Genomic DNA, 22614 nt, shown 5'->3' on the forward strand with positions numbered 1-22614 from the left:
ACTGGGCAGGCGGGGTAAAGACATGCGCGTTTCCATTCCTGTATCAGCCTTCGTCGCGGCGATCGTCGGCTTTGGCGGCACGCTGGCCATTGTCATTGCCGCCGCCAAGGCGGTCGGCGCGACGCAGATCGAAACGGCGAGCTGGGTAACCGCCATCTGCCTGGCGATGGCAATCGAGTGCCTGTGGCTGTCATGGCGCACGAAAATGCCTGTCATCACCGCCTGGTCGACGCCCGGCCTGGCGCTGATCGCGGCCTCCAGCGGCTTTTCAATGCGCGAGGCCGTCGCCGCTTTCATCGTCACTGGCATCCTTCTGATCGCCACCGGCCTGTTTCGGCCACTGACGCAGCTGATCGCCAGGATACCGGCGTCGGTCGCATCCGGGATGCTGGCCGGCATCGTCGTCACCTTCGCGATCAATGCGGTGAAAACCATTCCGGTGGATCCGTGGCTGATCCTGCCGCTGATCGCGGCGTTTTTCGTCATCCGCCTGTTCAACCCTGCGCTTTCTGTGCTGGCCGTGCTGGTCGGCGGCGGGCTTGCCGCCTTCCTAACCGGCCGTGTCGGTGGCCTGCCGACGCCGGAACTGTCGACACTGACGCTGATTGCGCCTGACTTCACCGTCAAGGCGATTATCGGCCTGGCGCTGCCGCTCTATCTCGTCACCATGGCCTCGCAGAACCTGTCGGGCCTCGCGGTGCTGCGCGCCGCCGGCTACCACCCCGAGCCCGGCCCGCTGATCAGCGTCACCGGCCTGCTTTCGCTGCTGTCGGCGCCATTCGGCGCGGCTACCACCAATCTGGCGGCGATCTCGGCGGCGATCTGCACGGGACCAGACGTCCATCCGGACCCCGCCGAGCGCTGGAAGACAGGGCCGTTCTATGCGCTTGCCTATATCATCTTCGCGATGTTCGGCGCTTCGCTGGTGGCGATCTTCGCCGTCCTGCCGCAGAGCCTGATCGTGCTTGTCGCCGGCCTGGCGCTGATGGCGTCGCTGGCCAATGCGCTGGCGATCGCACTGAAGGACGAGGGTGAGCGCATGGCCGCCACGGTGACCTTCGTCGTCACCGCATCAGGGCTGACGCTGTTCGGCGTTGGCGCCGCATTCTGGGGCCTGGTTGCCGGGTTGGCATTGCTTTTCCTCGATATACTCAAAAAGCGATAATCATTTCAGGCCCTTGTCCGGTTTTGGCTGAAGCTGTCTTGAATCGCCGTTTTCCCGATCCCATTTCGATTCCACGCAGCCAGATGGCTGTCTCCAACCGAAGGAATCGGAGAAAATGAACACATCCGCACTGATCCGTCCGGCCTGGACGCCGGCGACCATCGCGTTGATGGTCATCGGCTTCATGGTGTTCTGGCCGCTCGGCTTCGCCATGCTTGCCTACATTATCTGGGGCGACCGGCTTGATGGCTTCAAGCGCGACGTCAACCGGGCAACGGACGGTATCTTCGCCGGCTGCCGCCGCGGTTCCGACAAGGCCTCGCGCTGGGGCCATGGTTCCGCCCGCACCGGCAACGTCGCTTTCGACGACTGGCGCGAGAAGGAACTCGAACGGCTCAACGAAGAGCGCCGCAAGCTCGACGAGATGCTGACCCAGTTCGACGAATACGCCCGCGAATTGCGTCGCGCCAAGGACCAGGACGAGTTCGATCGCTTCATGGCGAACCGCAACAAGTCGACGGCTCCCACGACGACCGACACCACGACCACCAAGCGTGGCGGCAAGGGCTCGGGCCTGCTCGACGACTGAGACCAGCGACCGGCCACTCCACAAATGGCGGCGTCGCGAAAGCGGCGCCGTTTCTTTTTTGTTCTACTCGTTTCCTCGAATCGCGTAACGTTGCGCCAATGTCCTTCGGCTTCTTCCGCAATCTGACCAAGCCCAAGCCCGCGCCGGTCGAGGAGCGCGAGCATGTGGTTGCCGGCCGCTCACTGCCGCTCAAGATCGTTGAAAACGACCGCGCGCGGCGGCTGACGCTGCGCATCGATTCCGGCGGCCGCGGCCTGCGCATCACCGTCCCGCCGGGCCTGCGCCGGGGCGAGGTGGAGAAATTCCTGCATCGGCATCAGGGCTGGCTGGAGCAGCGGCTGGCCAAAGTGCCCGACCGGCCGCAAGTGCGACCCGGCATCAAGATTCCCCTGCGCGGCGTGCCGCATCTCATCGTTCATGAGCCGGGCAAGCGCGGCACGGTCTCGGTCGAGAACGACGCCGCTGGGCCGACGCTGGTCGTCCATGGCGATCGCATACATTTGCCGCGCCGCATCGCCGACTTCCTCAAGCGCGAAGCCAAGCGCGAGATCGAGGCGCTGGTGCTGAAACACACCGGAGCGCTGGGCAAACGAGCCAAGGCGGTCCGCTTCAAGGACACGTCAAGCCGCTGGGGGTCCTGCACCTCAGACGGCAGCCTGTCCTTTTCCTGGCGCATCATGATGGCGCCGGCGCCGGTGATAAACTACCTCGTCGCGCATGAAGTGGCACATCTCAAGGAGATGAACCATGGCCCGGACTTCTGGGCCCTGTGCGAAGAGCTTTGCCCGGACACCGAGCGCTGCAAGGCCTGGCTGAAGCGCAATGGCGGCGCGCTGCAGGCGATCGTGTTCGAGTAATTCGGCTGGCCGGCCTAAGCCCGCGCCCGGTCAGTCATCATTCGCCGCGTTCAAATCCTCAGGCCGCAAGCCCTCATCGCCATGATGCGGCCATGGCAGAAAGTTGCTGTCAAAGGCATCTCCGCCAAAATACTCGAGCGCGCGATGCGCCTCGGCGCCGTTGAATGCGGCCTTGTCCATCAGATGGGCGATGACCTCGCGCGCCTGTGCGATCTTCTGGCTGAGTTCGGCAACGGTTCTGTCGGCCATGATTGTGCTCCCGCCTTGCGTCCTGTCCGTCAATAGGTAGCGCCTTTGGCGTTGCTGGCAAACAGCATGCTTTTTCTCGACTCTTTTGCCGTTTCGTGCCAATTCCCGCCCCATGGCGCTCGACATCAAGATCTGCGGGTTGAAGACCGACACGGCAATGGCCGCGGCACTGGCCGGCGGGGCCAGCCATGTCGGCTTTATTTTCTTCGCCAAGAGCCCCCGCTTCATCGAGCCTTCGGAAGCCGGCCGCCTGCGCGAAGCCGCAACCGGCAAGGCCAGCGCGGTCGCCGTCACGGTTGATGCCAGCGATGCGTTCCTGGATGAAATCGTCCAGAAGATGCGTCCCGACATGATGCAGCTTCACGGCTCGGAAAGCCCGGCACGGCTAACCGCAGTAAAAGCGCGCTACGGCCTGCCGGTGATGAAGGCGCTGTCGGTCAGCCAGACCGCCGACCTGGAACGGGTAAAGCCCTTCATTGGCATCGCCGACCGCTTCCTGTTCGATGCAAAGCCGCCGAAAGGTTCCGAACTGCCGGGCGGCAATGGCGTCTCTTTCGATTGGGATATTCTCACCGGCCTTGACGCTGGCGTCGATTACATGCTTTCCGGTGGGCTCAACGCCGCCAATATCGGCGATGCCCTTCGGCTAGCAAACCCGCCAGGAATAGACATTTCGTCGGGCGTGGAGAGCGCGCCGGGCGTCAAGGATCCGGTGCTGATCGAACAGTTTTTCCGGGCCGTCAGGGCAGCGACCGACAATCGCGCCGCCTGACGATCGAACCAGAGCATGCCGCGGAAGATCGGTAACCGGTTTTCCGACAAGGGCATGCCGCACATCAGGACGTAGGAGATCGGCGATGAACAAGCCGGCGACACCCAATTCCTTCCGCACCGGACCCGACGAACAGGGCATGTTCGGCATCTTTGGCGGGCGCTTCGTCGCCGAGACGCTGATGCCGCTGATCCTCGACCTCGAACGGAACTGGAACGAGGTCAAGAACGATCCGGATTTCAAGGCCGAACTGCAGAACCTTTCGACCCATTATGCCGGGCGCCCGTCGAAGCTCTATTTCGCCGAAGGCCTGACCAGGCATCTTCGTGAGGTTTCCTCGGCGAAGGGCCTCGGGGGCGGCGCAAAAGTCTATTTCAAGCGCGAGGACCTGAACCATACGGGTTCGCACAAGATCAACAACTGCCTCGGCCAGATCCTCCTGGCCAAGCGCATGGGCAAGAAGCGGATCATCGCCGAAACCGGTGCCGGCCAGCACGGTGTCGCTTCGGCCACGGTGGCGGCGCGTTTCGGCTTTCCTTGCGTCGTCTACATGGGTGCGACCGACGTCGCCCGCCAAAGCCCCAATGTCTTCCGCATGAAGCTGCTGGGCGCCGAGGTGCGACCGGTGACCGCCGGCCACGGCACGCTGAAGGACGCCATGAACGAAGCCCTTCGTGATTGGGTGACCAATGTCGAGGATACCTACTATCTGATCGGCACCGCCGCCGGCCCTCACCCCTATCCGGAGCTGGTGCGCGACTTCCAGTCGGTGATAGGCACCGAGGCACGCGCCCAGATCCTCGAGCAGGAAGGCCGCTTGCCCGACACGATCATCGCCGCTGTCGGCGGCGGCTCGAATGCCATCGGCATGTTCCATCCCTTCCTCGACGACAAGGATGTTCGCATCATCGGTATCGAGGCCGGTGGGCGCGGTCTCGACGGCATCGAGCATTGCGCCTCGATGAATGCCGGCTCGCCGGGCGTGCTGCACGGCAACCGCACCTATCTCCTGCAGAATGCCGATGGGCAGATCATGGACGGCCATTCGATCTCGGCCGGCCTCGATTACCCAGGCGTCGGTCCCGAGCATTCCTGGCTGCGCGACTCCGGCCGCGTTGAATATGTGCCAATCCTCGACGACGAGGCGCTGGAGGCGTTCAAGCTGACGACGCGCGTCGAAGGCATCATTCCGGCGCTGGAATCAGCACACGCCATCGCACATGCGGTGAAGATCGTGCCGGCAATGGACAAGGACCAGATCGTCATCGTCAACCTGTCCGGCCGTGGCGACAAGGACGTGCACACGGTGGCCTCGATGCTGGGCATGGAGATCTGATCATGACCACGCGCATCGACCGCCGCATGGCGAAGCTGAAGACTGAAGGCCGCCCGGCGCTCGTCACCTATTTCATGGGCGGCGACCCCGACTACGACACCTCGCTGTCGATCATGAAGGCGCTGCCAAAGGCCGGAGCCGACATTATCGAACTCGGCATGCCGTTCTCCGATCCAATGGCCGACGGCCCGGCGATCCAGGCTGCTGGTTTGCGTGCTCTGAAAGGCGGCCAGACGCTGGTCAAGACGCTGAAGATGGCGTCCGACTTCCGCGCCGGCGATAATGAAACGCCGATCGTGCTGATGGGCTACTACAACCCGATCTACGTCTACGGCGTCGACCGCTTCCTCAAGGATGCGCTGGCCAGCGGCATCGACGGGCTGATCGTCGTCGACCTGCCGCCGGAGATGGATGAGGAACTGTGCATTCCGGCGCTGAAGGCGGGCATCAATTTCATCCGCCTGGCGACGCCAACCACCGACGACAAGCGCCTGCCCAAGGTGCTGCAGAACACGTCGGGCTTCGTCTATTACGTGTCGATGACCGGCATCACCGGCTCGGCGCTTGCCGATACCGGCAAGGTTGCAGCAGCTGTCAAGCGCATCAAGGGCCATACCGACCTGCCGGTCTGTGTCGGCTTCGGTGTCAAGACCGCCGAACAGGCGCGCACCATCGGCGCGTCGGCCGACGGCGTCGTCGTCGGCACCGCAATCGTCAATGCGGTCGCCAATGTGCTGGGGCCGAAGGGCGAGAAAACCGCCGATCCGGCCGAGGCTGTCGCCACGCTGGTCAGCGGACTTGCACAGGGTGTGCGCGGCGCCCGCCTTGCTGCCGCCGAATAATCTTCCTAGATCAAGTCAGTGCATGTCGCCCAAAATCGGTTCCCATTTCCGGGCGACATGCACTAACTCTTCGTCAGGACAGGAGCCGAAGCGATGAACTGGATCACCAACTACGTTCGCCCGAGGATCAACTCGATGCTCGGCCGGCGCACCGACATGCCGGAAAATCTCTGGATCAAGGATCCGGAAACCGGCGAGATGGTCTTCCACAAAGATCTGGAGTCGAACCAGTTCGTTATCCCGTCCTCTGGGCATCACATGAAGATATCGGCCAAGGAACGGCTGAAATTCTTCTTCGACGACGGCAAGTACGAGACCCTGGAAAACCCCAAGGTCATGCAGGATCCGCTGAAGTTCCGCGACGAGAAACGCTATGTCGACCGGCTGAAGGACGCCAAGGCCAAGACCGGCCTGGAAGATGCCATCATCAATGCGCTGGGGACCATCGAAGGCCTGCCGGTGGTGGTGACGGTGCAGGATTTCGCTTTCATGGGCGGCTCGCTCGGCATGGCTGCCGGCGACGCCATCGTGCACGGGTTCGAAGTGGCCCTGCAGCGCAAGCGGCCGCTGATCCTGTTCGCGGCCTCGGGCGGCGCGCGCATGCAGGAAGGTATCTTGTCGCTCATGCAACTGCCGAGGACCACGGTTGGCGTCGACCGGCTGAAGGAAGCCGGCCTGCCCTACATCGTCGTCCTGACCAATCCGACCACGGGCGGCGTCACCGCTTCCTACGCCATGCTGGGCGACGTGCACATCGCCGAACCCGGCGCGCTCATCGGCTTTGCCGGACCGCGCGTCATCGAACAGACGATCCGCGAAAAACTGCCGGACGGCTTCCAGCGCTCCGAATATCTGATGGACCACGGCATGGTCGACATGGTGGTGTCGCGGCTGGAAATGCGCGCCACGATCGCAAGGCTGTTGAAAATGCTGCTCAAGATGCCCGAGGAGCAAAAGCCGCTGGAGCCGGAAACCCTGCCGCCTTCGGTGGTCTCCGCGGAAACACGCCCGCAAGTCTGACGCGACACGAAACGCCGCGAACCGCGATTGCACAGGGGATGTGGCGCTGTAGCTTTTGATTGCCACGGTCTTTTTCGAGCCGATTCTGGTTTTCGGGGCCATGCTAGGATTCTTCCATGACGACGCTCGCCGCCGACCGCGAAATCGAAGCCCTGATGGCGCTTCACCCGAAAGGCTTCGACCTTTCGCTCGACCGCATTACGCGGCTGCTGGATCGGCTGGGCAATCCGCAGGACCGGCTGCCACCAGTCATTCATATCGCCGGCACCAACGGCAAGGGCTCCTGCGCCGCCTTTTCGCGGGCCCTGCTCGAATCCGCCGGCTATCGCGTCCATGTCCACACCTCGCCGCATCTGGTGAGCTGGCACGAACGCTACCGGCTGGCCGCCGATGGCGGTGGCAAACTGGTCGAGGACAAGGTCTTCGCCGAAGCTATCGCCCGTGTCGCCAAGGCCAATGACGGCCAGAAGATAACCGTCTTCGAAATCCTGACCGCCGTTACCTTCGTGCTTTTTTCCGAACATCCGGCGGACGCCGCCATCATCGAGGTGGGTCTCGGCGGCCGCTTCGATGCCACCAATGTCGTCAAGGAACCCGCCGTCTCGGTGATCATGCCGGTGTCGCTCGACCACGAGGCCTATCTTGGCGACCGGGTCGAGCTGATCGCCGCCGAAAAGGCCGGGATCATGAAGCGCGGCTGCCCGGTCGTCATCGGCGCCCAGGAAAGCGAGACTGCGCAGCAGGTTCTCATCGAGACCGCCGAACGGCTCGACTGTCCCGACTTCGTCTACGGCCAGGATTTCCTCGCCTATGAGGAAAACGGCCGCATGGTCTATCAGGACGAAGACGGGTTGATGGACCTGCCGCCGCCTCGCCTGCCTGGGCGCCATCAGTTCGCCAACGCGGCGGCGGCGATCGCGGCGGTCAAAGCGGCGGGATTCCAGATCAGCCACCGCGCCGCTGAAAAGGCAATGACAAGCGTCGCCTGGCCCGGCCGGATGCAGAAGCTGGCGCAGGGCAAGCTGGCGGAGCTGGCGCCGAAGGGCGCCGACATCTGGCTCGACGGCGGCCACAATCCGGGCGCCGGCGTCGTGGTTGCCGAAGCGCTGGCCGAGCAGGAAGAAAAGAACCCGCGTCCGCTTTTCCTCATCTCCGGCATGATCAACACCAAGGACCAGAGCGGCTATTTTCGCGCTTTCAAGGGGCTGGCTCGTCACGTCTATACGGTGCCGGTGAGCATGAGCGACGCTGGCGTGCCGAATGATGAACTGGCAATCCGCGCCACGGAGGCTGGCCTGTCGGCCGAGCCGGTGAGTTCCGTCGCCAGCGCGCTGATGCTGCTGCGCGACACCTGGGACGGTCCGGCACCGCGCATCCTGATCGGGGGGTCGCTCTATCTGGCTGGGGCAGTGCTGGCCGAGAACGGCACGCCGCCGACTTGAGACAGGGCTTGCGGTGACCGCTTCTTGCGAGGCGGTTTTACTGCTCATCGTCGGTCGGCGCGGCCCCACATTGTCCTGCCGGACGTTCGTCAGGCAGATGAGGGGCAGCGCGGCGTTCCAATATCGCCTAAGTGCGCATCGCCCTCAGAACGAACTGCTCACTTCAGCTCGATCTCGATAAAGGCGTATTCGCCCTCGTTGGCGCTGACGACGTCGTGCTCGACGCCTTCCTTGCGGAAATAGGGCGCACCCTTCTTCATCTCGGCGAAGGATTCGCCGTCCTTGGTCAGCAGCTTCACCTTGCCGTCCATCAGCGGCACGACGACATAGTCGTGGCCGTGGCGGTGCCAGCCGGTGTTGTCGCCCGGCGCGAAGCGGTATTCGGTGACGATGACGCGTTCATTGTCGATGAAGACGGTGGCCTTGGCGGATCCGGTCATATCGTTTCTCCCTGCTTCTGCTTGCCAACAGATGACATGGAGTGGCCTGACGTGAGGGCCAGAGCGGCCCAGCGCATGACCCAGAAAATCGGAATCGATTTTCTGAAGGATCATGCGCCAATCTAATTGCTACAGCGTCCTTTGCGCGTCCGAAGGACCCGCGGCGCTGTAGGTGACGCCAACAAAAAGCCCGGCGCGAGGCCGGGCTTTTGATTTGAATTTCAGATAGATCAGGCAAGGCTGCCATTGATCCAGTGCGACAGTGCGGTCTTGGGCGCGGCGCCTACCTTCATGTCGGCCACTTCGCCGCCCTTGAAGATCATCAGCGTCGGGATCGAGCGCACGCCAAACTGGGCGGCAAGCTCGGGATTCTCGTCGATGTTCAGCTTGGCGATCTTCACCTTCGCGCCTAGTTCCGTGGCGATGTCTTCCAGTGCCGGCGCGATCATCTTGCAAGGGCCGCACCATTCCGCCCAGAAATCGACGACGACCGGTACGCTGGCGTTAAGCACATCGGCCTGGAAATTGCTCTTGTCGACCTTGACGGTGGTCATGCGGGAATCCTTTCGAGAGTTTTTGTCCCACCAAATGTGGTGGTGTGCGAGCCCTTCTTCAAGCAGGTGTTGTGTCACGCTCCTGTGAGTCGAGCAAGGGCATCGTCCATGGCCGTGGCGGGTAGCTCGATCAGGCGCGGCGCTTCCGTGAACAACAGCGTTGCTGAAACCTCCCGCCCCGGGTAAAGCGGCTGGAGCAATGCGCGGTAGAGCGCCAGTTGCAGGATATAGGCGGTGGGAACATCGGCCAGGGTGGCCGGTGCCGGCCGATTGGTCTTGTAGTCGACGATCGATACCCTGCCCGGCGTCACCGCCAGCCGGTCGATCTTGCCGGAGATGGAACGCTTCCTGCCCTTCACCTCGAGGCTGCCCATGATGGAGACTTCGGCGCGTGATGACGGTGCAAACAGCTGTTCGAAGCGGGTGTCGGTGAGGATCGCCTCCACGGAGGCCAAGGCCTTTTCCCGCTCGATATCCGTCCATTGCGCACCGGCGCGCGCGAGATAGCGTTGCGCCGCGATCTGGCGCTCGCTCTCAACGACGCCTGGCAGCATCTGCAGCAATTTGTGCAACGCCAGCCCGCGCATCACAGCAAAGCCTGGCTCTGCCTCGATGTCCAGCACCGGCGAGCTGGTGTCGACCTCTCCCTGTTTTTCCTCCTCGATGAGAGCCGATGCACCCGAAGGCGACAGCGGCCGTGGCAGGTCCTCGTAGGGCGGCAAAGGCCGGAACAGAACTGCGGGCAACGGTGCGAAATCCTCTGCCTGCCGGACCTCCCCGCCGGATGCCAGCGCGACGGGTGGCAGCTTGGTCACATGAAACCGGTGCACGGGGTCGCCATCGGCGGGATGGGCCCGCTGCTCGCTTTCGGGCGCGCCGATCAGCGCGCGGCCGACGATCGAATGCCAGGTGCCGGCGTTCGGCGCCCGCTTGCCGTGATAGCCGCAGACGATCAATCGGTCCTCGGCGCGGGTCATGCCGACATAGAGCAGCCGGCGATATTCATCATCGGCGAGGTCGCGGGCACGCGTGGCGGCGGCCTTCGAAAAACCATTGGCGACGTCGCTGGCCGAGCGCCACAGATAACCCTTGCCATCCCAGCACCGGCCAGAGCCCTCGAAGGGCATCAGTCTCGGCAGATGCTGGTCGCTGAACGGGGCGGAACCGCCATCGACCAGGAACACCACCGGCGCCTCCAGGCCCTTGGCGGCATGGACCGTCATGACGCGAACCTCGTCGCGCGTCTGGTCCATCTCGCGCTTGATCTCGGGACCGGCGTTTTCCAGTGTCGCCAGGAAGGATTCCAGTCCGGGCAAACCGGTTCGTTCCTCGGCCAGGCAGAAATTCAGGAACTCGTCGAGGATGTCGCCTGCTTCGGGGCCCAGCCGCGCGATCATCTTCTTGCGCAGGCCGTCGCGGGCAAGCATGCCGGCATAGAATTCGAACACCGGCTTGAAGGCGGCCTCGCCGGTCCAGATGTCCAGTTGGGTAATGATATCGGCCAGACCAGCATCTTCGGCGGCATGCTCACGCAACGACGCGATCAGCGAAAGACCCGGCGGCCGCTCGCCAGAAAGCCTGAAAAGCACCTCTTCGGAGGCGTCGAAGATCGGGCTGCGCAGCACCGCCGCGAGCGACAGGTCGTCCTGCGGCTGGATGAGGAAATGGCCGAGCGCGATCAGATCCTTGACGGCGATGTGGCCGGGCAGGCTCAGCCGGTCGGCACCGGCGACCGGGATGTCGCGGCGCTTCAGCGCCCGCGTCAGCGCGTGGACGAAGCGGTCGCGCTTGCGCACGAGAACCAGCACATCGCCGGGGCGAAGCGTCTTGCCACGGCCTTCGATGACTTCACCGGAGCCGATCCAGCCGGCAATGGTCGCGGCGACGTTTTCGGCAACGCGAACCGCAGGGGCATGGGCATGGTCGATCGCCTGCGTCCAGTCGTCGGGTTCGTCGACGACGTCGGCGCCGACCGACGGCCAGACCTCGACATAGCCCGGCGCGTCATTGCGGATCGCCTTGTGATCCAGCGGATCGGGGTCATGGCTGATGCCGCGCCGCACGACGGGATCGGCGAAAACGCGGTCGACGGCGGCCAGGACATCGTCCGTCGAGCGGAACGACCAGGTCAGCTTGAGATCGGCGAAGGAAGCATTGGCTTCGCGCACGCGTCCGGCAAACAGAAGCCTGCTGTCGGCAAAGGAATCGGGTGCCGCGCCCTGGAAGGAATAGATCGACTGCTTTTCATCGCCGACGGCGAAGACAGTGCGATGAACGCCGTCTCTCGCGCCCTGGCCGGCAAAGAACTCTTCGGCCAGCCGCTTCACCACTTCCCACTGGTCGGGGCTGGTGTCCTGCGCTTCGTCGAGCAGGATATGGTCGATGCCCTGGTCGAGCTTGTATTGCACCCAGGGGCCGGCATCCGGCCGGGCCAGGAGGTTGACCGTGCGCGTGATGAGATCGTTGAAGTCGAGGAAGCCCCGCCCGCGCTTCAGCTGCTCGTAGCGGGCGATCATCCAGTCGGCGATGGTCAGCGCGGCGCGCGTGCCCTCCAGCATCCGGAACAGCGCCAGCCGGTCGACGGTTTCGACGATTGCCGTGGTCGCCGAGAGATAGTGCTCCGCCAGGTCCGGCAGCCGATCGACCAGAACCTTCTTGAAGGCCTTCGCCGGATCGTAGGCATCGCCATCGGTCTTGAGAAAAGCTCTGGAAAGCAATTGCAGGCGGCGCACCGGCTCGCTCTCGGCGAAAGCCAGCCGCGCATAGGGCAGGATGTTGTTCAGCACGATGCGGGCGTCGGCCGCCTCCGCAGCCTGGGCGAAGCCGGCGAAATAATCCGGCAGGAAACCGGGCAGCGGCCAGACAGACGCCGCAATGTCCTCGGCGGTCACGCCGGCACGGAAATGAAACTCGTCGAACAGCGCCTGAAAGTCGGTGCCTCCCTGCCCGGCCGCGTCGATGAAGCCGCGCAAGCCGTCGCGCTTGCGCACGATCTCGCCAAGCAATGCGTCGAGCCCGGCTTCGCCGCCACGCTCCAGGACCGTGGCGAAAGCCTCGGCGAGCGCCACATTGCCAGCAGTCGTGCCCGAGATCATCTCGCGGCGTGCAGTCGCGAACAGCGACGCCTCCATCTGGCTGTCGAGCATCTCGAAATGCGCGGCGATGTTGGCCTCGAGCGGGAACTGGTGCAGCACCGATTCGCAAAAGGCGTGGATGGTCTGGATCTTCAGACCGCCCGGCGTTTCCAGCGCCTCGGCGAACAGCCGGCGTGCCCGGCGCATGGTGTCGCGACCGGGACGCCGCCCCTCCAGCGCCTCGACCTTCGTCGCCAGCTCGTCATCGCCAAGCGTCGTCCATTCCGACAGCGTCGAGAACACGCGGTTCGACATGTTGGCGGCGGCGGCGCGGGTATAGGTGAGGCAGAGGATCTTCGACGGATCGGTGCCGCGCAGCAGAAGACGGATGACGCGCTGCGCCAGAACATGGGTCTTGCCGGAGCCGGCATTGGCCGACACCCAGGCGGAATTGTCGGGATCGGCGGCACTCGCCTGGCTGGCCGCCGTGTCGGTTGGAATGGGATAGGCCTTCTTCATGCCTCCCCTCCCTCATCACCGGCATCGCCGCCGGCCGACCATTCGAGCACGCGAGCGAGATGATCGTAGTCGCCGTCGGTCTCGCCCTCGCGAAACGGCAGCGCGCGTGACAGATAGCCGGTCGCCGGGTCGGCATAGTGGATCAACAGTTGCTCCAGCCGTGCCCAGGCCTCTTCGGCGAGATCGGCGGCGGTTCGCGGCTTGCGGTTGTAATCAAGGATCGATTCCTCGAACACTTCGCCATTCGGCTTCAGCCTGACGAAAGCCAGTTGCGACGGCTCGCGCACGCCAAGCCCCCTGAAAGCGCCGCGCCTCAGCAGCGCGCCCTCAAGCGCCAGTTGGGGCGCCAGAAGCGTATGCGCCTGCGCCTTCGACGGCGATGAGCCGGTCTTGTAGTCCAGGATATCAGCCATGCCGCCAGCCAGAAGGTCGACGCGATCGGCATAGCCTGACAATGTCACGCCGGACCGACCGACACCGGTCTTTTCGGCACGCTCCTCGGCATGCCGACGCGTCACAGTAGCGGCGCGGCCGCGTTCCCATTCGATGATGCTGTCGGCAAGTTTTTCGAAACGCGGCCACCATACGGCCTCGACATCGGCGGGAAGTGCTGCCTCGGCAAAGCAGGCCCGTCCGGCGGCGATGAGCCCATCCAGGGCCTCGGGCGCGCGCGGATCGGCCACTTTTGCCGAGAACAGATGCAGGATGGCGTGAAACAGCGTGCCGCGCTCGGCGGCGCCGGGATCGCGGATCACCGGATCGAGCGGCATCAGGCGCAGAATCCGGCGGGCATAGACCGCGTAGGGGTCGCGGCGCAGCGTCTCGATCTCGGTGACCGAGAAATGCTGTGGCCGCACCGCCAGTGGCGGCTTCGGCTGCGGGCGCGGCGCAAAATCCTGCTTTTCACCGGCATCGAGCGCGCGCGCCCAGGCCAGCAATTCGTCGCCACGCCGGCGAAGCACCGGCGCGTGATCCCCACCTATGAAGGTGAGGATGCGCTGCAGCCAGCGCGACGGAACGGCAGGTGCGTCGCCCGAGCGGGCCGAACGCGACAGCACGACTTTCCTCGCCCCCATCGCCATCTGGAAATCATGTGCGGCAAGGCCGATGCGCCGTTCGGGCGGCTCAAGATCGATGCCGGTCTTCATCAGCCGCGACATGAACCGATCGCTTTCCGGCTTGCGTGGCCAGACACCTTCGTTGAGGCCGCCGATCACCAGCGTGTCGACGCTCAGCAGGCGGGCTTCGAGCGCGCCCCAGATGGCAATGTTGCGGTCGGTGCCTTGCGCCGGCTTGACGGTTTCCGGTGCGATCAGCGCGTCCATCACATCCGGCCATTCGTCGGCCGCGAAAGAGAACGACGCTGATGCCGCGACCAGCCCGCGCAGAAGGTCGGCCAGCTTTTCGCCGGCGTCACCGGCATAGAGTTCGCTCAGGCTGCCATCCGCCGCCCTGCCGAGGCTTTCGAGCGCTGTGACGCTGGTGCGGACTAGCGTGGCAAGATCGGCATCTGGCTGGCCGCGCAAGGCGGCCAGCGGTGCCAATGCATCCGCAAGGCGCTTGTGCAGGTCGCGCACCTGCTCGATGCCCCCAACGGTCAGCCGGGCGAACCAGAAGGGTTGCCGGCTATCGCCACCGAGATCCGTGAGCCTAGCCTCGAACAGATCGGGCAGCGATGCTATGTCGGGACGACCGGTGCCGCCGCGCAATGCCACCAGCTCGATGATGCCAGCCGCGTGGCGCACTGTCGCCCGGTCGAGGCCAAGGCCAAGCAGGGGGTGTTTCAGCAGCGACAGCAGGCCGATGGGATCACCGGGCCGGAACACGGCCTGAAGCGCCAGCCTGAGCAGGCTGGCGGCCGGAGTGTTGGCGAGCGGCGCGCCGCCCGAATCGTCGGCGACCACGCCAAAGCGCAGGAGTTCGGACGAGACACGGCGCGCCAGTGCGCGATCGCCGGTGACGAGCGCGGCACGCTGGCCGGGCTGTTCGACGGCACGCTTGAGCGCAATCGCGATCGCCACGGCTTCATCGCGTTCGCTGGCGGCCTCCAGCAAGGTCACGTCGCTGAACGCTGCGGCAATATCATCGGCTTCGAAGTCGGCGCGTGTCTGCGCCCACAGTTCGGTGGTTTCGGCCGGCCGCAGGGCTTCGCCAACCAGGGCGGCGCGAAGCGCCAGCGACTTCTGCACGACACCGATCTCGTCGACATCGCCGCGCAGGACGCCGATCTTGCCGATCAGTCTGGCCAGGCCGTATTGCGGATGGCCAAGCAGCGCCGGACGCGCGCCGGGTGCGGCAATCGCCTCATAGGACGGTTCATCCAGTTTGCGGTCGAGGCCAGGCAGCACGACGGCGCCGCTGGGCAGACGGGCAATGACGGAAAGCAGTTCGGCGGTGGCGGGGATCGAGCCGGTGGAGCCGGCGGCAATGACGGGACCACCAGGCGGATTGCGTTTCAACCGCGCCGCCTCGTGCTCGATCAGCGCGCTGCGGTGGGCCGCGGGGTTGGAACGGTCATTCTCGGCCAGGAATTTCGGCCAGGCGTCGGTGACGATGCTCAAGAAATCAAGCGTCACCTGCCACCATCCGGCGAGGTTCCCCGTTGCCAGGTCGCCAAGCTTTGTCCAGTCGGCGCCTTCGGTCTCGATCTCGTCCATCAACCCCGCGAGATCGCGCGCCAGCCAGATCGCGTCGGCGGAGGAGGCCGGCACGACGACTTCCTCGTTGAACATTGCAGCGACATGCGCGGGCAAGCGGCGCTTCCAGGCGCGCACAAGCGGCGCGAGCAGCAACAGCCGCTCGATGGAGGCGATCGGCGGGGCAAGATCGATCGCCGCGGATGCCTCGGCCTCGAAAGCCGCTTCATCCTCGTCGAACTCGCCGAGCGGGCGGATGACCGGCAGGATGACAGAGCGGCCACCCAGCATGTCGACGAAGACACCCCGCAAGGCCCGCGCGGCACGGCGGGTCGGCACGTAGATGGTGACATCGGCCAGCGCCAACGGGTCGCCGTCGAAACGAAAGCCCGGAACGAGACGACCGCCAAGCAGCGCCTCGGCAAGCGTCGGCAGAAACGGCGCTCCGGGCGGGATCGAGAAAACGCGGCTTGAGCCGCTCATTGCGCATTAGATCGCAGTGCGCCCGTCTGGGCGCACAAAGGACGATCTAACCCTTTGAATCTACGCATCGTGCTTTCCGAAAATCGATCCCGATTTTCGGGCCGATGCGGTGGCTAGCGCGCCGGCGACCGCTGCTTCGGCGAGCGGAATGGCATCGGGCGTGCCGACGGTGATCCAATGGCCGTGCATCGGCATGCCGAACAGGCGACCGGCGGCGATGGCCGTGTCGAAATAGGCATTGAGCGAATGCGGGCCGGCCGGCGCGTTTTCGAACAGGCGCGGATGGACGATCGCCGCCCCGGCATAGATCAGACCCGCCCGATCACCCTTCGAGCGCCGCAAGGCGCCATCCGGGGCCACCAGGAAATCGGTGCTGCCGCAGTGTCCGGTTGCCTGATGGAGATCCGCCAGCATCAGCAGAATATCCATTTTCGCCGCGTCCCATGCAAGGGCGAGACGGCCGAGATTGAGGGGGCCGTGGTCGATCCAGAAGGTGTCGGCGTTGAGGATGTAGAAGGGCTGCTCGCCGAGCTCCGGCAGTGCCTTGACGATGCCGCCTGCGGAATCGAGAAGCACATCGCTTTCGTCGGAAATGACGATGCGCGGTGCGCGGCGCGCGGCCACATGCGCAACGATCTGTTCGGGAAGATAATGGACGTTGACCACGGCCTTGCCGACACCTGCAGCGGACAGGCTGTCGAGACCCCAGTCGAGCAAGGTCTTGCCGGCTATCCTGACCAGGGGCTTGGGAATGGCGTCGGTGATCGGCCGCATGCGCTTGCCGAGCCCTGCGGCAAGTACGATTGCGGTGTCTGGTCTTGCAGTCACAGCGCTCGCTCCTCCAGCAAACCGTGCTCGCTGTAGAAATCCCGCAGTCCGGCCAAAGCCGGATGCGCCAGCGCCCGGCGCAGATAGTCGCGGATGCGCGGCAGGTGTTTTAGATAATAGGGCTTGCCGTCACGCTTTTCGAGGCGGACAAAAATGCCGAGGATCTTGGAATTGCGCTGTGCCGCCATGATTGCATAGGCTTCCAGGAAGCTTGCTTCAGCGAAGGCGCCGGCTGCATGGCGCGCGGCGACATAAGCGTCGAGCGTCCGCTTCTCGATGTCCGGTGACATGGTGACGCGAGCATCCATGGCGAGCGAGGCGACGTCATAGGCCGAAGGGCCGATCAGCGCGTCCTGGAAATCGACGATGCCCAGGCGGTCGTGGCCGGTGCGGTCACCGCGCCAGATGATGTTGGGCGAATGGAAATCGCGCAGCATCAGCGTGTATTCGCGGCCCCCCAACCGGTCGAGGGCCGCATTCCATTCGCGATGGTAGCCAGCGCGCAGATCATCGCTTGCCGGACTGCCCGATATCGCCGGCACATACCAATCGACCAGCAGATCGGCTTCGATCACCATCGCGGCGCGGTCGAAGGGCGGAACATGGTGGAAGGCGCCTTGCCCCGTTTCCATCCGGTCGGGCCATGTCCGGCCATGCATCATGGCCAGCAGTTCGGCCGCCGCGGCGTAGCGCTCGGCCACGGGCTGGCCTTGCTCGCCAAGAAACCCTTCGGAACCCAGATGATCGAGCAGGAGAAACCCCTGATCCTGATCCTCGGCATAAATCCGCGGCACGCTGACGCCGCCCGCTTCCAGCGCCCGGTCTATGGCGACAAAGGCCGAGACGGACTGCGCGGTATGAGCGATCTCGGCATAGGGTTTGCCGTCGCGGACGGGCGGCCCGAGCACCAGCCGTGGCGAATTCATCAGCACACGTGGCGCCGGGCCAGGGAGCGAAACGATTTCATAGGAACGGGCCGAGGCGTCGCCGATGAAATGGCGTCGCTGCGCCTCGCCCCAACCGGCGCGCTCGAGAAAGTCGCGCATGGCCAGCGACCGCGCGATGCGTTCGAAAGCCGGGCCTTGTCCAGAGAACCGCGCGAGGCGGCCGTCCCCATCATGGACGAGTTCGATCAGGATTGTCGTCTTCGGCAGATAGGCCTCTGCCCGTTCGGGCCATTCAACCAGGGCGGCACCTTGCGCAAGCGCATCGTCGAAGCCCAGCTCGTCGATCTCGGCGGCGGAGGACAGGCGATAGAGGTCGAAGTGATGAACGGGAATACGGGTGTCGTAGCTCTGGACGAGGGTGAAGGTCGGGCTCGGCACGTCGAGGCCGGCATCGTCGGCCAGCGCCCTGATCAAGGCCCGCGCCAGGGTCGACTTGCCGGCGCCGAGGTCGCCCTTGAGGGCGAGCACGTCACCGGGGCGCAGCGCCATGGCGAGATCCTCACCCAGCCGCGCCGTCTCCGTTTCGTCGGCTAGCAAACGCTCCAGCATCAGCACCGTTACTCGGCCGCGGCGCGGATGCCCGGCGTGTCGGGGAAGGTACAGATGACGGTCGTACCCTTGTCCTTGCCGGTCTCGATGCGGACGCTGCCGCCATGCAGTTCGACGAAACTCTTGACGATCGACAGGCCGAGGCCGGCGCCGCGACGGCGGCCGCCATTGGTTCGCGGCTCGAAGCGGCGGAACACCGAATCGAGCACGTCCGGCGGCATGCCGGGACCATTGTCGTGAACCGAGAATTCCACGCCTTCGGCAAGTTGGCGGCAAGAGAGCGTGATGGTGCTCGCCTCCGGCGCGTAATTCACGGCGTTGCTGAGGAGATTGTAGAGGATCTGGCGGACGCGGGTCTCGTCGCCATGGAACGTCTTCGGCGCGGCGGCGGCATCGACCTTGAGCTTGATCGAGTGCTCCTCCAGCCGGTCGGCGACGAGGTCGGCGGCGGCACTGATGGTCCGGTCGACATGCACCTCGGAAATGTCGAGCTGCATGATGCCGGCATCGACCGTGGCCAGGTCGAGTATGTCGTTGACGATGGTGAGCAGGACCGCCGACGACGAGCCGACATGTCCGACATATTCGCGCTGCTTCGGGTTCAGCGGCCCGGTCGACGGTAGCGCCAGAAGCTCGGTGAAGCCGATGATGTTGGTCAGCGGCGAGCGCAATTCGTAGGAGACGTGCTGGACGAACTCGTTCTTGAGCTGGTCGGACTTTTCCAGCGCCTCGTTCCTGTCCTTCAACGCCCGCTCGACGTGGACGCTGTCGGTGACATCGACGAAGGTCATCATCACCTGCCCATTGGGCAGCGGTATCACGGCGTAGCTCAGCACATTGCCGTTGTTGAGTTCTGTCTGGCCGTGGCGATCGCGGCGCTCATCGTCAAAGCCGGTGATCGCGGCAACGAACCCTCCCCAGGGGTTGTCGGCGGCGCGCTGGTTGCAGAGATCGCGGATGGCCGAGACATGGACATTCGGCTTGGCGACGTCGTCGCTCAATCCCCAGAGTGCGGCGAAAGCCGGGTTCGACAGCCTCAGCCGTCCGTCAGGACCGAAGACGGCCACGCCCTCGGCGAGGTTGTCGAGTGTTTCGCCCTGGACGCGTACCGCGGTCTGGTAACGGCTTTCGAGGTCCATCTTCTCGGTCAGGTTCTCGAACACCCAGGTCACGCCGCCCTTGGGCTGCGGGTTGGCGACCACGCGGATGGTCTTTCCGTCAGGCAGATGCCACCAATGTTCCTGCGATTCGACGGCGCGATAGGCGCTGAGCAGGCCTTCCTTCCAGCGACGCCATTCGGGCTGCTCGGCGATCTTGCCTTCGCTGCGCAGCCGGTCGAGCAGCAGGGCGTTGTCGGGTGCGCTGTGCAGGAAGCCGCTGTCGAGGCCCCAGAGCTTCTGGAACGCCTGGTTGAAGAAGCGCAGCTTCTCGTCGGTATCGAAGATCGCAACGGCGGTGTTGAGCTGGTCGAGCGTATCGGCATGGCTTCGCACCGTCCGCTCATATTCGCCGCGAATGGCTTCGGTGGCACTGGTGTCGTGGGCCAACCCGGCCGAACCGTCGGCGCCGGCAACGTCGGTCACGGCGAACATGCGGCGGTCGCCCCCGATCACTGTGGACAGGGTCTGCTCGAAGACAGGACGCGAGTTGTGCTGGGCAGCGATGGCATCGCGCGCCTGGCCGCCCAGGAATTCCTTCGCATCGCGAACGGCGGCTTCAGGGTTTTCCGCCTCGACCGCGTCGGCGTAGGCGCGGTTGACCCATTTCAACCGCCCATCCGTCGTGCGCAGCCATGACGGCATCTTCAACGCATCCAGAAGGCCAATCATGGTGTCGTAGTCAGCGGCGAGCCCTTGGTTCTCGATTTTCAGCCGGGCCTGGCTTCGTTGCGTCTCGGAAAGCGAGACGAAACGCACCAGCACATGCGCGGCGCTCTTGCGCCCATGCACTTCGAGCGGTGCGCCCGCCTGCGATTCGATGACGAGATCAAAAGACTTGCCCTTCTCCCGCAAGGCCGCGATGGCATGCTCAAGCGCCGCCGCGGAGCGCGGCATCAGCCAACGACCAAAGGCGAGGAAAGCGGCGCGCTCCTCCGGCGCACCGCTCTCGACCGGCAAAGTGCCGACGAGTTCGGGCTTCTTGTTTTCCGCGGCCCAGACCACCACGCGCTGGTCGCGCATGTTGAGCAGCGCCTCGGAGCGCCGCAGGGCTGCGTTGACATCGGCGACGCGGGTCCTGAGCTCGACATTCTCCGCCGAGGTGCGTGCCCGTTCGCGGATGAGGACGATTGCCGACAGGAGCGCTGCCCCCATGACGCCGACGAACACGGCGAGCTGCATCACCTCGACGGTGTTGAAGGAAGGTCCAGCCTGCTTGGCGCCGGCGGCTTGCGCATACGCCACCGCACCAAGAAGCGGGCTGGCGAGCGCGGAAGTGGCAAGAAACATGCCTGCGCGGGCGCGCCATGAAGGCTTCCCGCCGGTCATGGCGGAGCCGATGGTCCTCGAATCGTCATGGCCGCCGGAAACGGCCCGTCCCGCCTTGTGCGGGTGTTGCCCCGGCATGTCTTGGTCCTCTCCGCCGCCTGAATGCAAGACCGCCCTGAAGCGCGCCTCTCCTTGCCCCCTGCAGGTGGAAGCGTCGCGAATCACCTGACAATAACCCCTCGCCGAATCGCCGTGAAGGCGCATCCCGCGCAAAAATAAAGCCGGGCGAAATGTCAATCGCCCGGCGTCAATATCTGGTAGTAAATTCAGCTTTGGTTAATAGCGGTAGTGTTCCGGCTTGAACGGCCCCTGCTGGGTGACGCCGATATAGGCAGCCTGTTCCGTGGAGAGTTCGGTCAGGCGGGCGCCGAGCTTGTCGAGATGCAGGCGCGCGACCTTTTCGTCGAGATGCTTGGGCAGGACATAGACCTGGTTCTGGTACTGGCCAGGCTTGGTGAACAGCTCGATCTGGGCAAGCACCTGGTTGGTGAAGGATGCCGACATGACGAAGCTCGGATGACCCGTGGCGTTGCCGAGATTGAGCAGGCGGCCTTCCGACAGCAGGATCATGCGCTTGCCGTCCGGGAAGGTGATCATGTCGACCTGCGGCTTGACGTTGGTCCACTTCAGGTTGCGAAGCGCGGCGACCTGGATCTCATTGTCGAAGTGGCCGATATTGCCGACGATCACCATGTCCTTCATCTGGCGCATGTGATCGAGGGTGATGACGTCCTTGTTGCCGGTGGTGGTGATGACGATGTCCGCGGTCGGGGCGGCGTCTTCCAGCGTGACGACTTCGAAACCGTCCATCGCCGCCTGCAACGCGCAGATCGGGTCGACTTCGGTGACCTTGACGCGGGCGCCGGCGCCCTTGAGCGAAGCCGACGAGCCCTTGCCGACATCGCCATAGCCGCAGACGACCGCGACCTTGCCGGCCATCATCGTGTCGGTGCCGCGGCGGATGCCATCGACCAGCGATTCCTTGCAGCCGTACTTGTTGTCGAACTTCGACTTGGTGACCGAGTCGTTGACGTTGATCGCCGGGAAGGGCAGCAGGCCCTTCTTCTGCAACTGGTAAAGCCGGTTGACGCCGGTCGTGGTCTCCTCGGTGACGCCGCGGATGGCCTCCTTCTGCTTGGTGAAGAAGCCCGGCGAAGCCTTCATGCGCTTCTTGATCTGCGCGAACAGGATTTCCTCTTCCTCGCTGCCCGGATTGGACAACACGTCCTCGCCAGCCTCGGCGCGGGCGCCGATCAGGATGTACATGGTGGCGTCGCCGCCATCATCGAGGATCATGTTGGAGGTGCCGCCATCGGTCCACTGGAAGATGCGGTCGGTGTAGACCCAATAATCCTCCAGCGTTTCGCCCTTGATGGCGAATACCGGGATACCGGCTTCGGCAATCGCCGCCGCGGCATGATCCTGGGTCGAGAAGATGTTGCAGGAGGCCCAGCGGATATCGGCGCCGAGCGCCTTCAGCGTTTCGATCAGCACCGCCGTCTGGATGGTCATGTGCAGCGAACCGGTGATGCGCGCCCCCTTGAGCGGCTGCTTCTCGCCAAATTCCTCGCGGCAGGCCATCAGGCCCGGCATTTCGGTTTCGGCGATCTCGATCTCCTTGCGGCCCCAGCCGGCAAGCGAAATGTCGGCGACCACATAGTCCTTGCTACCCGTCATGGCAGTGCTCCGATGCGAATTGGTTGCGGGCGCGCCCAGCCCAGGAGGCCTGTTGAAGGGCGCGAATTGCCGGCCTGACTAGCAGATCAGGGCTCGGGCGACAATGGGATATAAAGAAATCTTTATCCCTGCATGTCCCCCTGGACATG

At 64.4% G+C, this 22614-nt stretch carries 17 protein-coding genes; 8 read left to right on the top strand and 9 right to left on the bottom strand.

All coding sequences use genetic code 11. From position 1 onward, the window contains the following. The first annotated feature begins 22 nt into the window (after nucleotides 1–22). From ABVQ20_RS21110 to ABVQ20_RS21120, 3 genes are all read left to right on the top strand, one after another. Complete coding sequence (locus ABVQ20_RS21110) at nucleotides 23–1165, top strand: benzoate/H(+) symporter BenE family transporter (protein WP_354461408.1); 1143 nt, start codon at nucleotides 23–25, stop codon at nucleotides 1163–1165. Nucleotides 1166–1280: 115 nt separating this feature from the next. Next, on the top strand, nucleotides 1281–1754 hold the full coding sequence (locus ABVQ20_RS21115; protein ID WP_354461409.1) for a DUF2852 domain-containing protein: 474 nt from the start codon (nucleotides 1281–1283) through the stop codon (nucleotides 1752–1754). Between the two features lie 98 nt (nucleotides 1755–1852). Further along, nucleotides 1853–2611, top strand: coding sequence for a M48 family metallopeptidase (locus tag ABVQ20_RS21120; RefSeq protein WP_354461410.1), 759 nt, complete (start codon nucleotides 1853–1855; stop codon nucleotides 2609–2611). Nucleotides 2612–2641: 30 nt separating this feature from the next. On the opposite strand, the gene ABVQ20_RS21125 is transcribed toward ABVQ20_RS21120, so the two are convergent. Then, nucleotides 2642–2986 (bottom strand): hypothetical protein, encoded by a 345-nt coding sequence (locus ABVQ20_RS21125; protein ID WP_354461411.1) that lies wholly within the window; start codon nucleotides 2984–2986, stop codon nucleotides 2642–2644. Between ABVQ20_RS21125 and ABVQ20_RS21130 the strand changes: the two genes are divergently transcribed. From ABVQ20_RS21130 to ABVQ20_RS21150, 5 genes are all read left to right on the top strand, one after another. Continuing rightward, nucleotides 2973–3632, top strand: coding sequence for a phosphoribosylanthranilate isomerase (locus tag ABVQ20_RS21130; RefSeq protein WP_354461412.1), 660 nt, complete (start codon nucleotides 2973–2975; stop codon nucleotides 3630–3632). The two genes, ABVQ20_RS21125 and ABVQ20_RS21130, sit on opposite strands and share 14 nt — an antisense overlap. Nucleotides 3633–3717: 85 nt before the next feature. Then, nucleotides 3718–4968, top strand: coding sequence for a tryptophan synthase subunit beta (trpB, locus tag ABVQ20_RS21135; protein ID WP_354461413.1), 1251 nt, complete (start codon nucleotides 3718–3720; stop codon nucleotides 4966–4968). 2 nt (nucleotides 4969–4970) lie between these two features. Continuing rightward, nucleotides 4971–5810: a tryptophan synthase subunit alpha gene (gene trpA / locus ABVQ20_RS21140; protein ID WP_354461414.1), complete on the top strand. Its 840-nt coding sequence runs from the start codon at nucleotides 4971–4973 to the stop codon at nucleotides 5808–5810. A 93-nt stretch (nucleotides 5811–5903) separates the two neighbouring features. Continuing rightward, on the top strand, nucleotides 5904–6830 hold the full coding sequence (accD, locus tag ABVQ20_RS21145) for an acetyl-CoA carboxylase, carboxyltransferase subunit beta (RefSeq protein ID WP_354461415.1): 927 nt from the start codon (nucleotides 5904–5906) through the stop codon (nucleotides 6828–6830). A 116-nt stretch (nucleotides 6831–6946) separates the two neighbouring features. After that, on the top strand, nucleotides 6947–8272 hold the full coding sequence (locus ABVQ20_RS21150) for a bifunctional folylpolyglutamate synthase/dihydrofolate synthase (RefSeq protein ID WP_354461416.1): 1326 nt from the start codon (nucleotides 6947–6949) through the stop codon (nucleotides 8270–8272). Nucleotides 8273–8430: 158 nt separating this feature from the next. Here the strand turns inward: ABVQ20_RS21150 and ABVQ20_RS21155 are convergent, their stop codons facing one another. The 8 genes from ABVQ20_RS21155 to ahcY form a co-directional block, all read right to left on the bottom strand. Beyond that, nucleotides 8431–8712: a cupin domain-containing protein gene (locus ABVQ20_RS21155; protein ID WP_354461417.1), complete on the bottom strand. Its 282-nt coding sequence runs from the start codon at nucleotides 8710–8712 to the stop codon at nucleotides 8431–8433. A gap of 230 nt (nucleotides 8713–8942) precedes the next feature. Continuing rightward, a complete protein-coding gene (trxA, locus tag ABVQ20_RS21160; RefSeq protein WP_111545430.1) occupies nucleotides 8943–9266 on the bottom strand; it encodes a thioredoxin in 324 nt (107 codons plus the stop codon). Between the two features lie 74 nt (nucleotides 9267–9340). Further along, a complete protein-coding gene (gene addA / locus ABVQ20_RS21165; RefSeq protein WP_354461418.1) occupies nucleotides 9341–12859 on the bottom strand; it encodes a double-strand break repair helicase AddA in 3519 nt (1172 codons plus the stop codon). Further along, entirely contained in the window at nucleotides 12856–15978 is a 3123-nt protein-coding gene (gene addB, locus ABVQ20_RS21170) for a double-strand break repair protein AddB (RefSeq protein ID WP_354461419.1), read from the bottom strand. The genes addA and addB overlap by 4 nt, the downstream gene beginning before the upstream one ends. A gap of 60 nt (nucleotides 15979–16038) precedes the next feature. Continuing rightward, nucleotides 16039–16806 carry a nucleotidyltransferase family protein gene (locus ABVQ20_RS21175; RefSeq protein WP_354461420.1) on the bottom strand — a complete coding sequence of 256 codons (768 nt, stop codon included), beginning with the start codon at nucleotides 16804–16806 and terminating at the stop codon, nucleotides 16039–16041. Then, complete coding sequence (gene tsaE, locus ABVQ20_RS21180) at nucleotides 16803–18302, bottom strand: tRNA (adenosine(37)-N6)-threonylcarbamoyltransferase complex ATPase subunit type 1 TsaE (RefSeq protein ID WP_354461421.1); 1500 nt, start codon at nucleotides 18300–18302, stop codon at nucleotides 16803–16805. The genes ABVQ20_RS21175 and tsaE overlap by 4 nt, the downstream gene beginning before the upstream one ends. Before the next feature lie 8 nt (nucleotides 18303–18310). Beyond that, nucleotides 18311–20866 carry a sensor histidine kinase gene (locus ABVQ20_RS21185; RefSeq protein WP_354461422.1) on the bottom strand — a complete coding sequence of 852 codons (2556 nt, stop codon included), beginning with the start codon at nucleotides 20864–20866 and terminating at the stop codon, nucleotides 18311–18313. A 198-nt stretch (nucleotides 20867–21064) separates the two neighbouring features. Continuing rightward, on the bottom strand, nucleotides 21065–22465 hold the full coding sequence (gene ahcY, locus ABVQ20_RS21190) for an adenosylhomocysteinase (RefSeq protein ID WP_354461423.1): 1401 nt from the start codon (nucleotides 22463–22465) through the stop codon (nucleotides 21065–21067). Between the last annotated feature and the right edge of the window lie 149 nt (nucleotides 22466–22614).

This window comes from Mesorhizobium shangrilense (assembly GCF_040537815.1).
In the GTDB taxonomy this organism is placed as follows: domain Bacteria; phylum Pseudomonadota; class Alphaproteobacteria; order Rhizobiales; family Rhizobiaceae; genus Mesorhizobium; species Mesorhizobium shangrilense.

Bases quoted from the DNA above. Each gene is read 5' to 3' on its own strand.
- ABVQ20_RS21130 (WP_354461412.1), top strand. From the start codon at position 2,973: ATGGCGCTCGACATCAAGATCTGCGGGTTGAAGACCGACACGGCAATG.
- ABVQ20_RS21120 (WP_354461410.1), top strand. From the start codon at position 1,853: ATGTCCTTCGGCTTCTTCCGCAATCTGACCAAGCCCAAGCCCGCGCCG.
- trxA (WP_111545430.1), bottom strand. From the start codon at position 9,266: ATGACCACCGTCAAGGTCGACAAGAGCAATTTCCAGGCCGATGTGCTT.
- addB (WP_354461419.1), bottom strand. From the start codon at position 15,978: ATGAGCGGCTCAAGCCGCGTTTTCTCGATCCCGCCCGGAGCGCCGTTT.
- ABVQ20_RS21150 (WP_354461416.1), top strand. From the start codon at position 6,947: ATGACGACGCTCGCCGCCGACCGCGAAATCGAAGCCCTGATGGCGCTT.
- trpB (WP_354461413.1), top strand. From the start codon at position 3,718: ATGAACAAGCCGGCGACACCCAATTCCTTCCGCACCGGACCCGACGAA.
- tsaE (WP_354461421.1), bottom strand. From the start codon at position 18,302: ATGCTGGAGCGTTTGCTAGCCGACGAAACGGAGACGGCGCGGCTGGGT.
- ABVQ20_RS21155 (WP_354461417.1), bottom strand. From the start codon at position 8,712: ATGACCGGATCCGCCAAGGCCACCGTCTTCATCGACAATGAACGCGTC.
- ABVQ20_RS21185 (WP_354461422.1), bottom strand. From the start codon at position 20,866: ATGCCGGGGCAACACCCGCACAAGGCGGGACGGGCCGTTTCCGGCGGC.
- ABVQ20_RS21125 (WP_354461411.1), bottom strand. From the start codon at position 2,986: ATGTCGAGCGCCATGGGGCGGGAATTGGCACGAAACGGCAAAAGAGTC.
- ABVQ20_RS21110 (WP_354461408.1), top strand. From the start codon at position 23: ATGCGCGTTTCCATTCCTGTATCAGCCTTCGTCGCGGCGATCGTCGGC.
- accD (WP_354461415.1), top strand. From the start codon at position 5,904: ATGAACTGGATCACCAACTACGTTCGCCCGAGGATCAACTCGATGCTC.
- trpA (WP_354461414.1), top strand. From the start codon at position 4,971: ATGACCACGCGCATCGACCGCCGCATGGCGAAGCTGAAGACTGAAGGC.
- ahcY (WP_354461423.1), bottom strand. From the start codon at position 22,465: ATGACGGGTAGCAAGGACTATGTGGTCGCCGACATTTCGCTTGCCGGC.
- ABVQ20_RS21115 (WP_354461409.1), top strand. From the start codon at position 1,281: ATGAACACATCCGCACTGATCCGTCCGGCCTGGACGCCGGCGACCATC.
- addA (WP_354461418.1), bottom strand. From the start codon at position 12,859: ATGAAGAAGGCCTATCCCATTCCAACCGACACGGCGGCCAGCCAGGCG.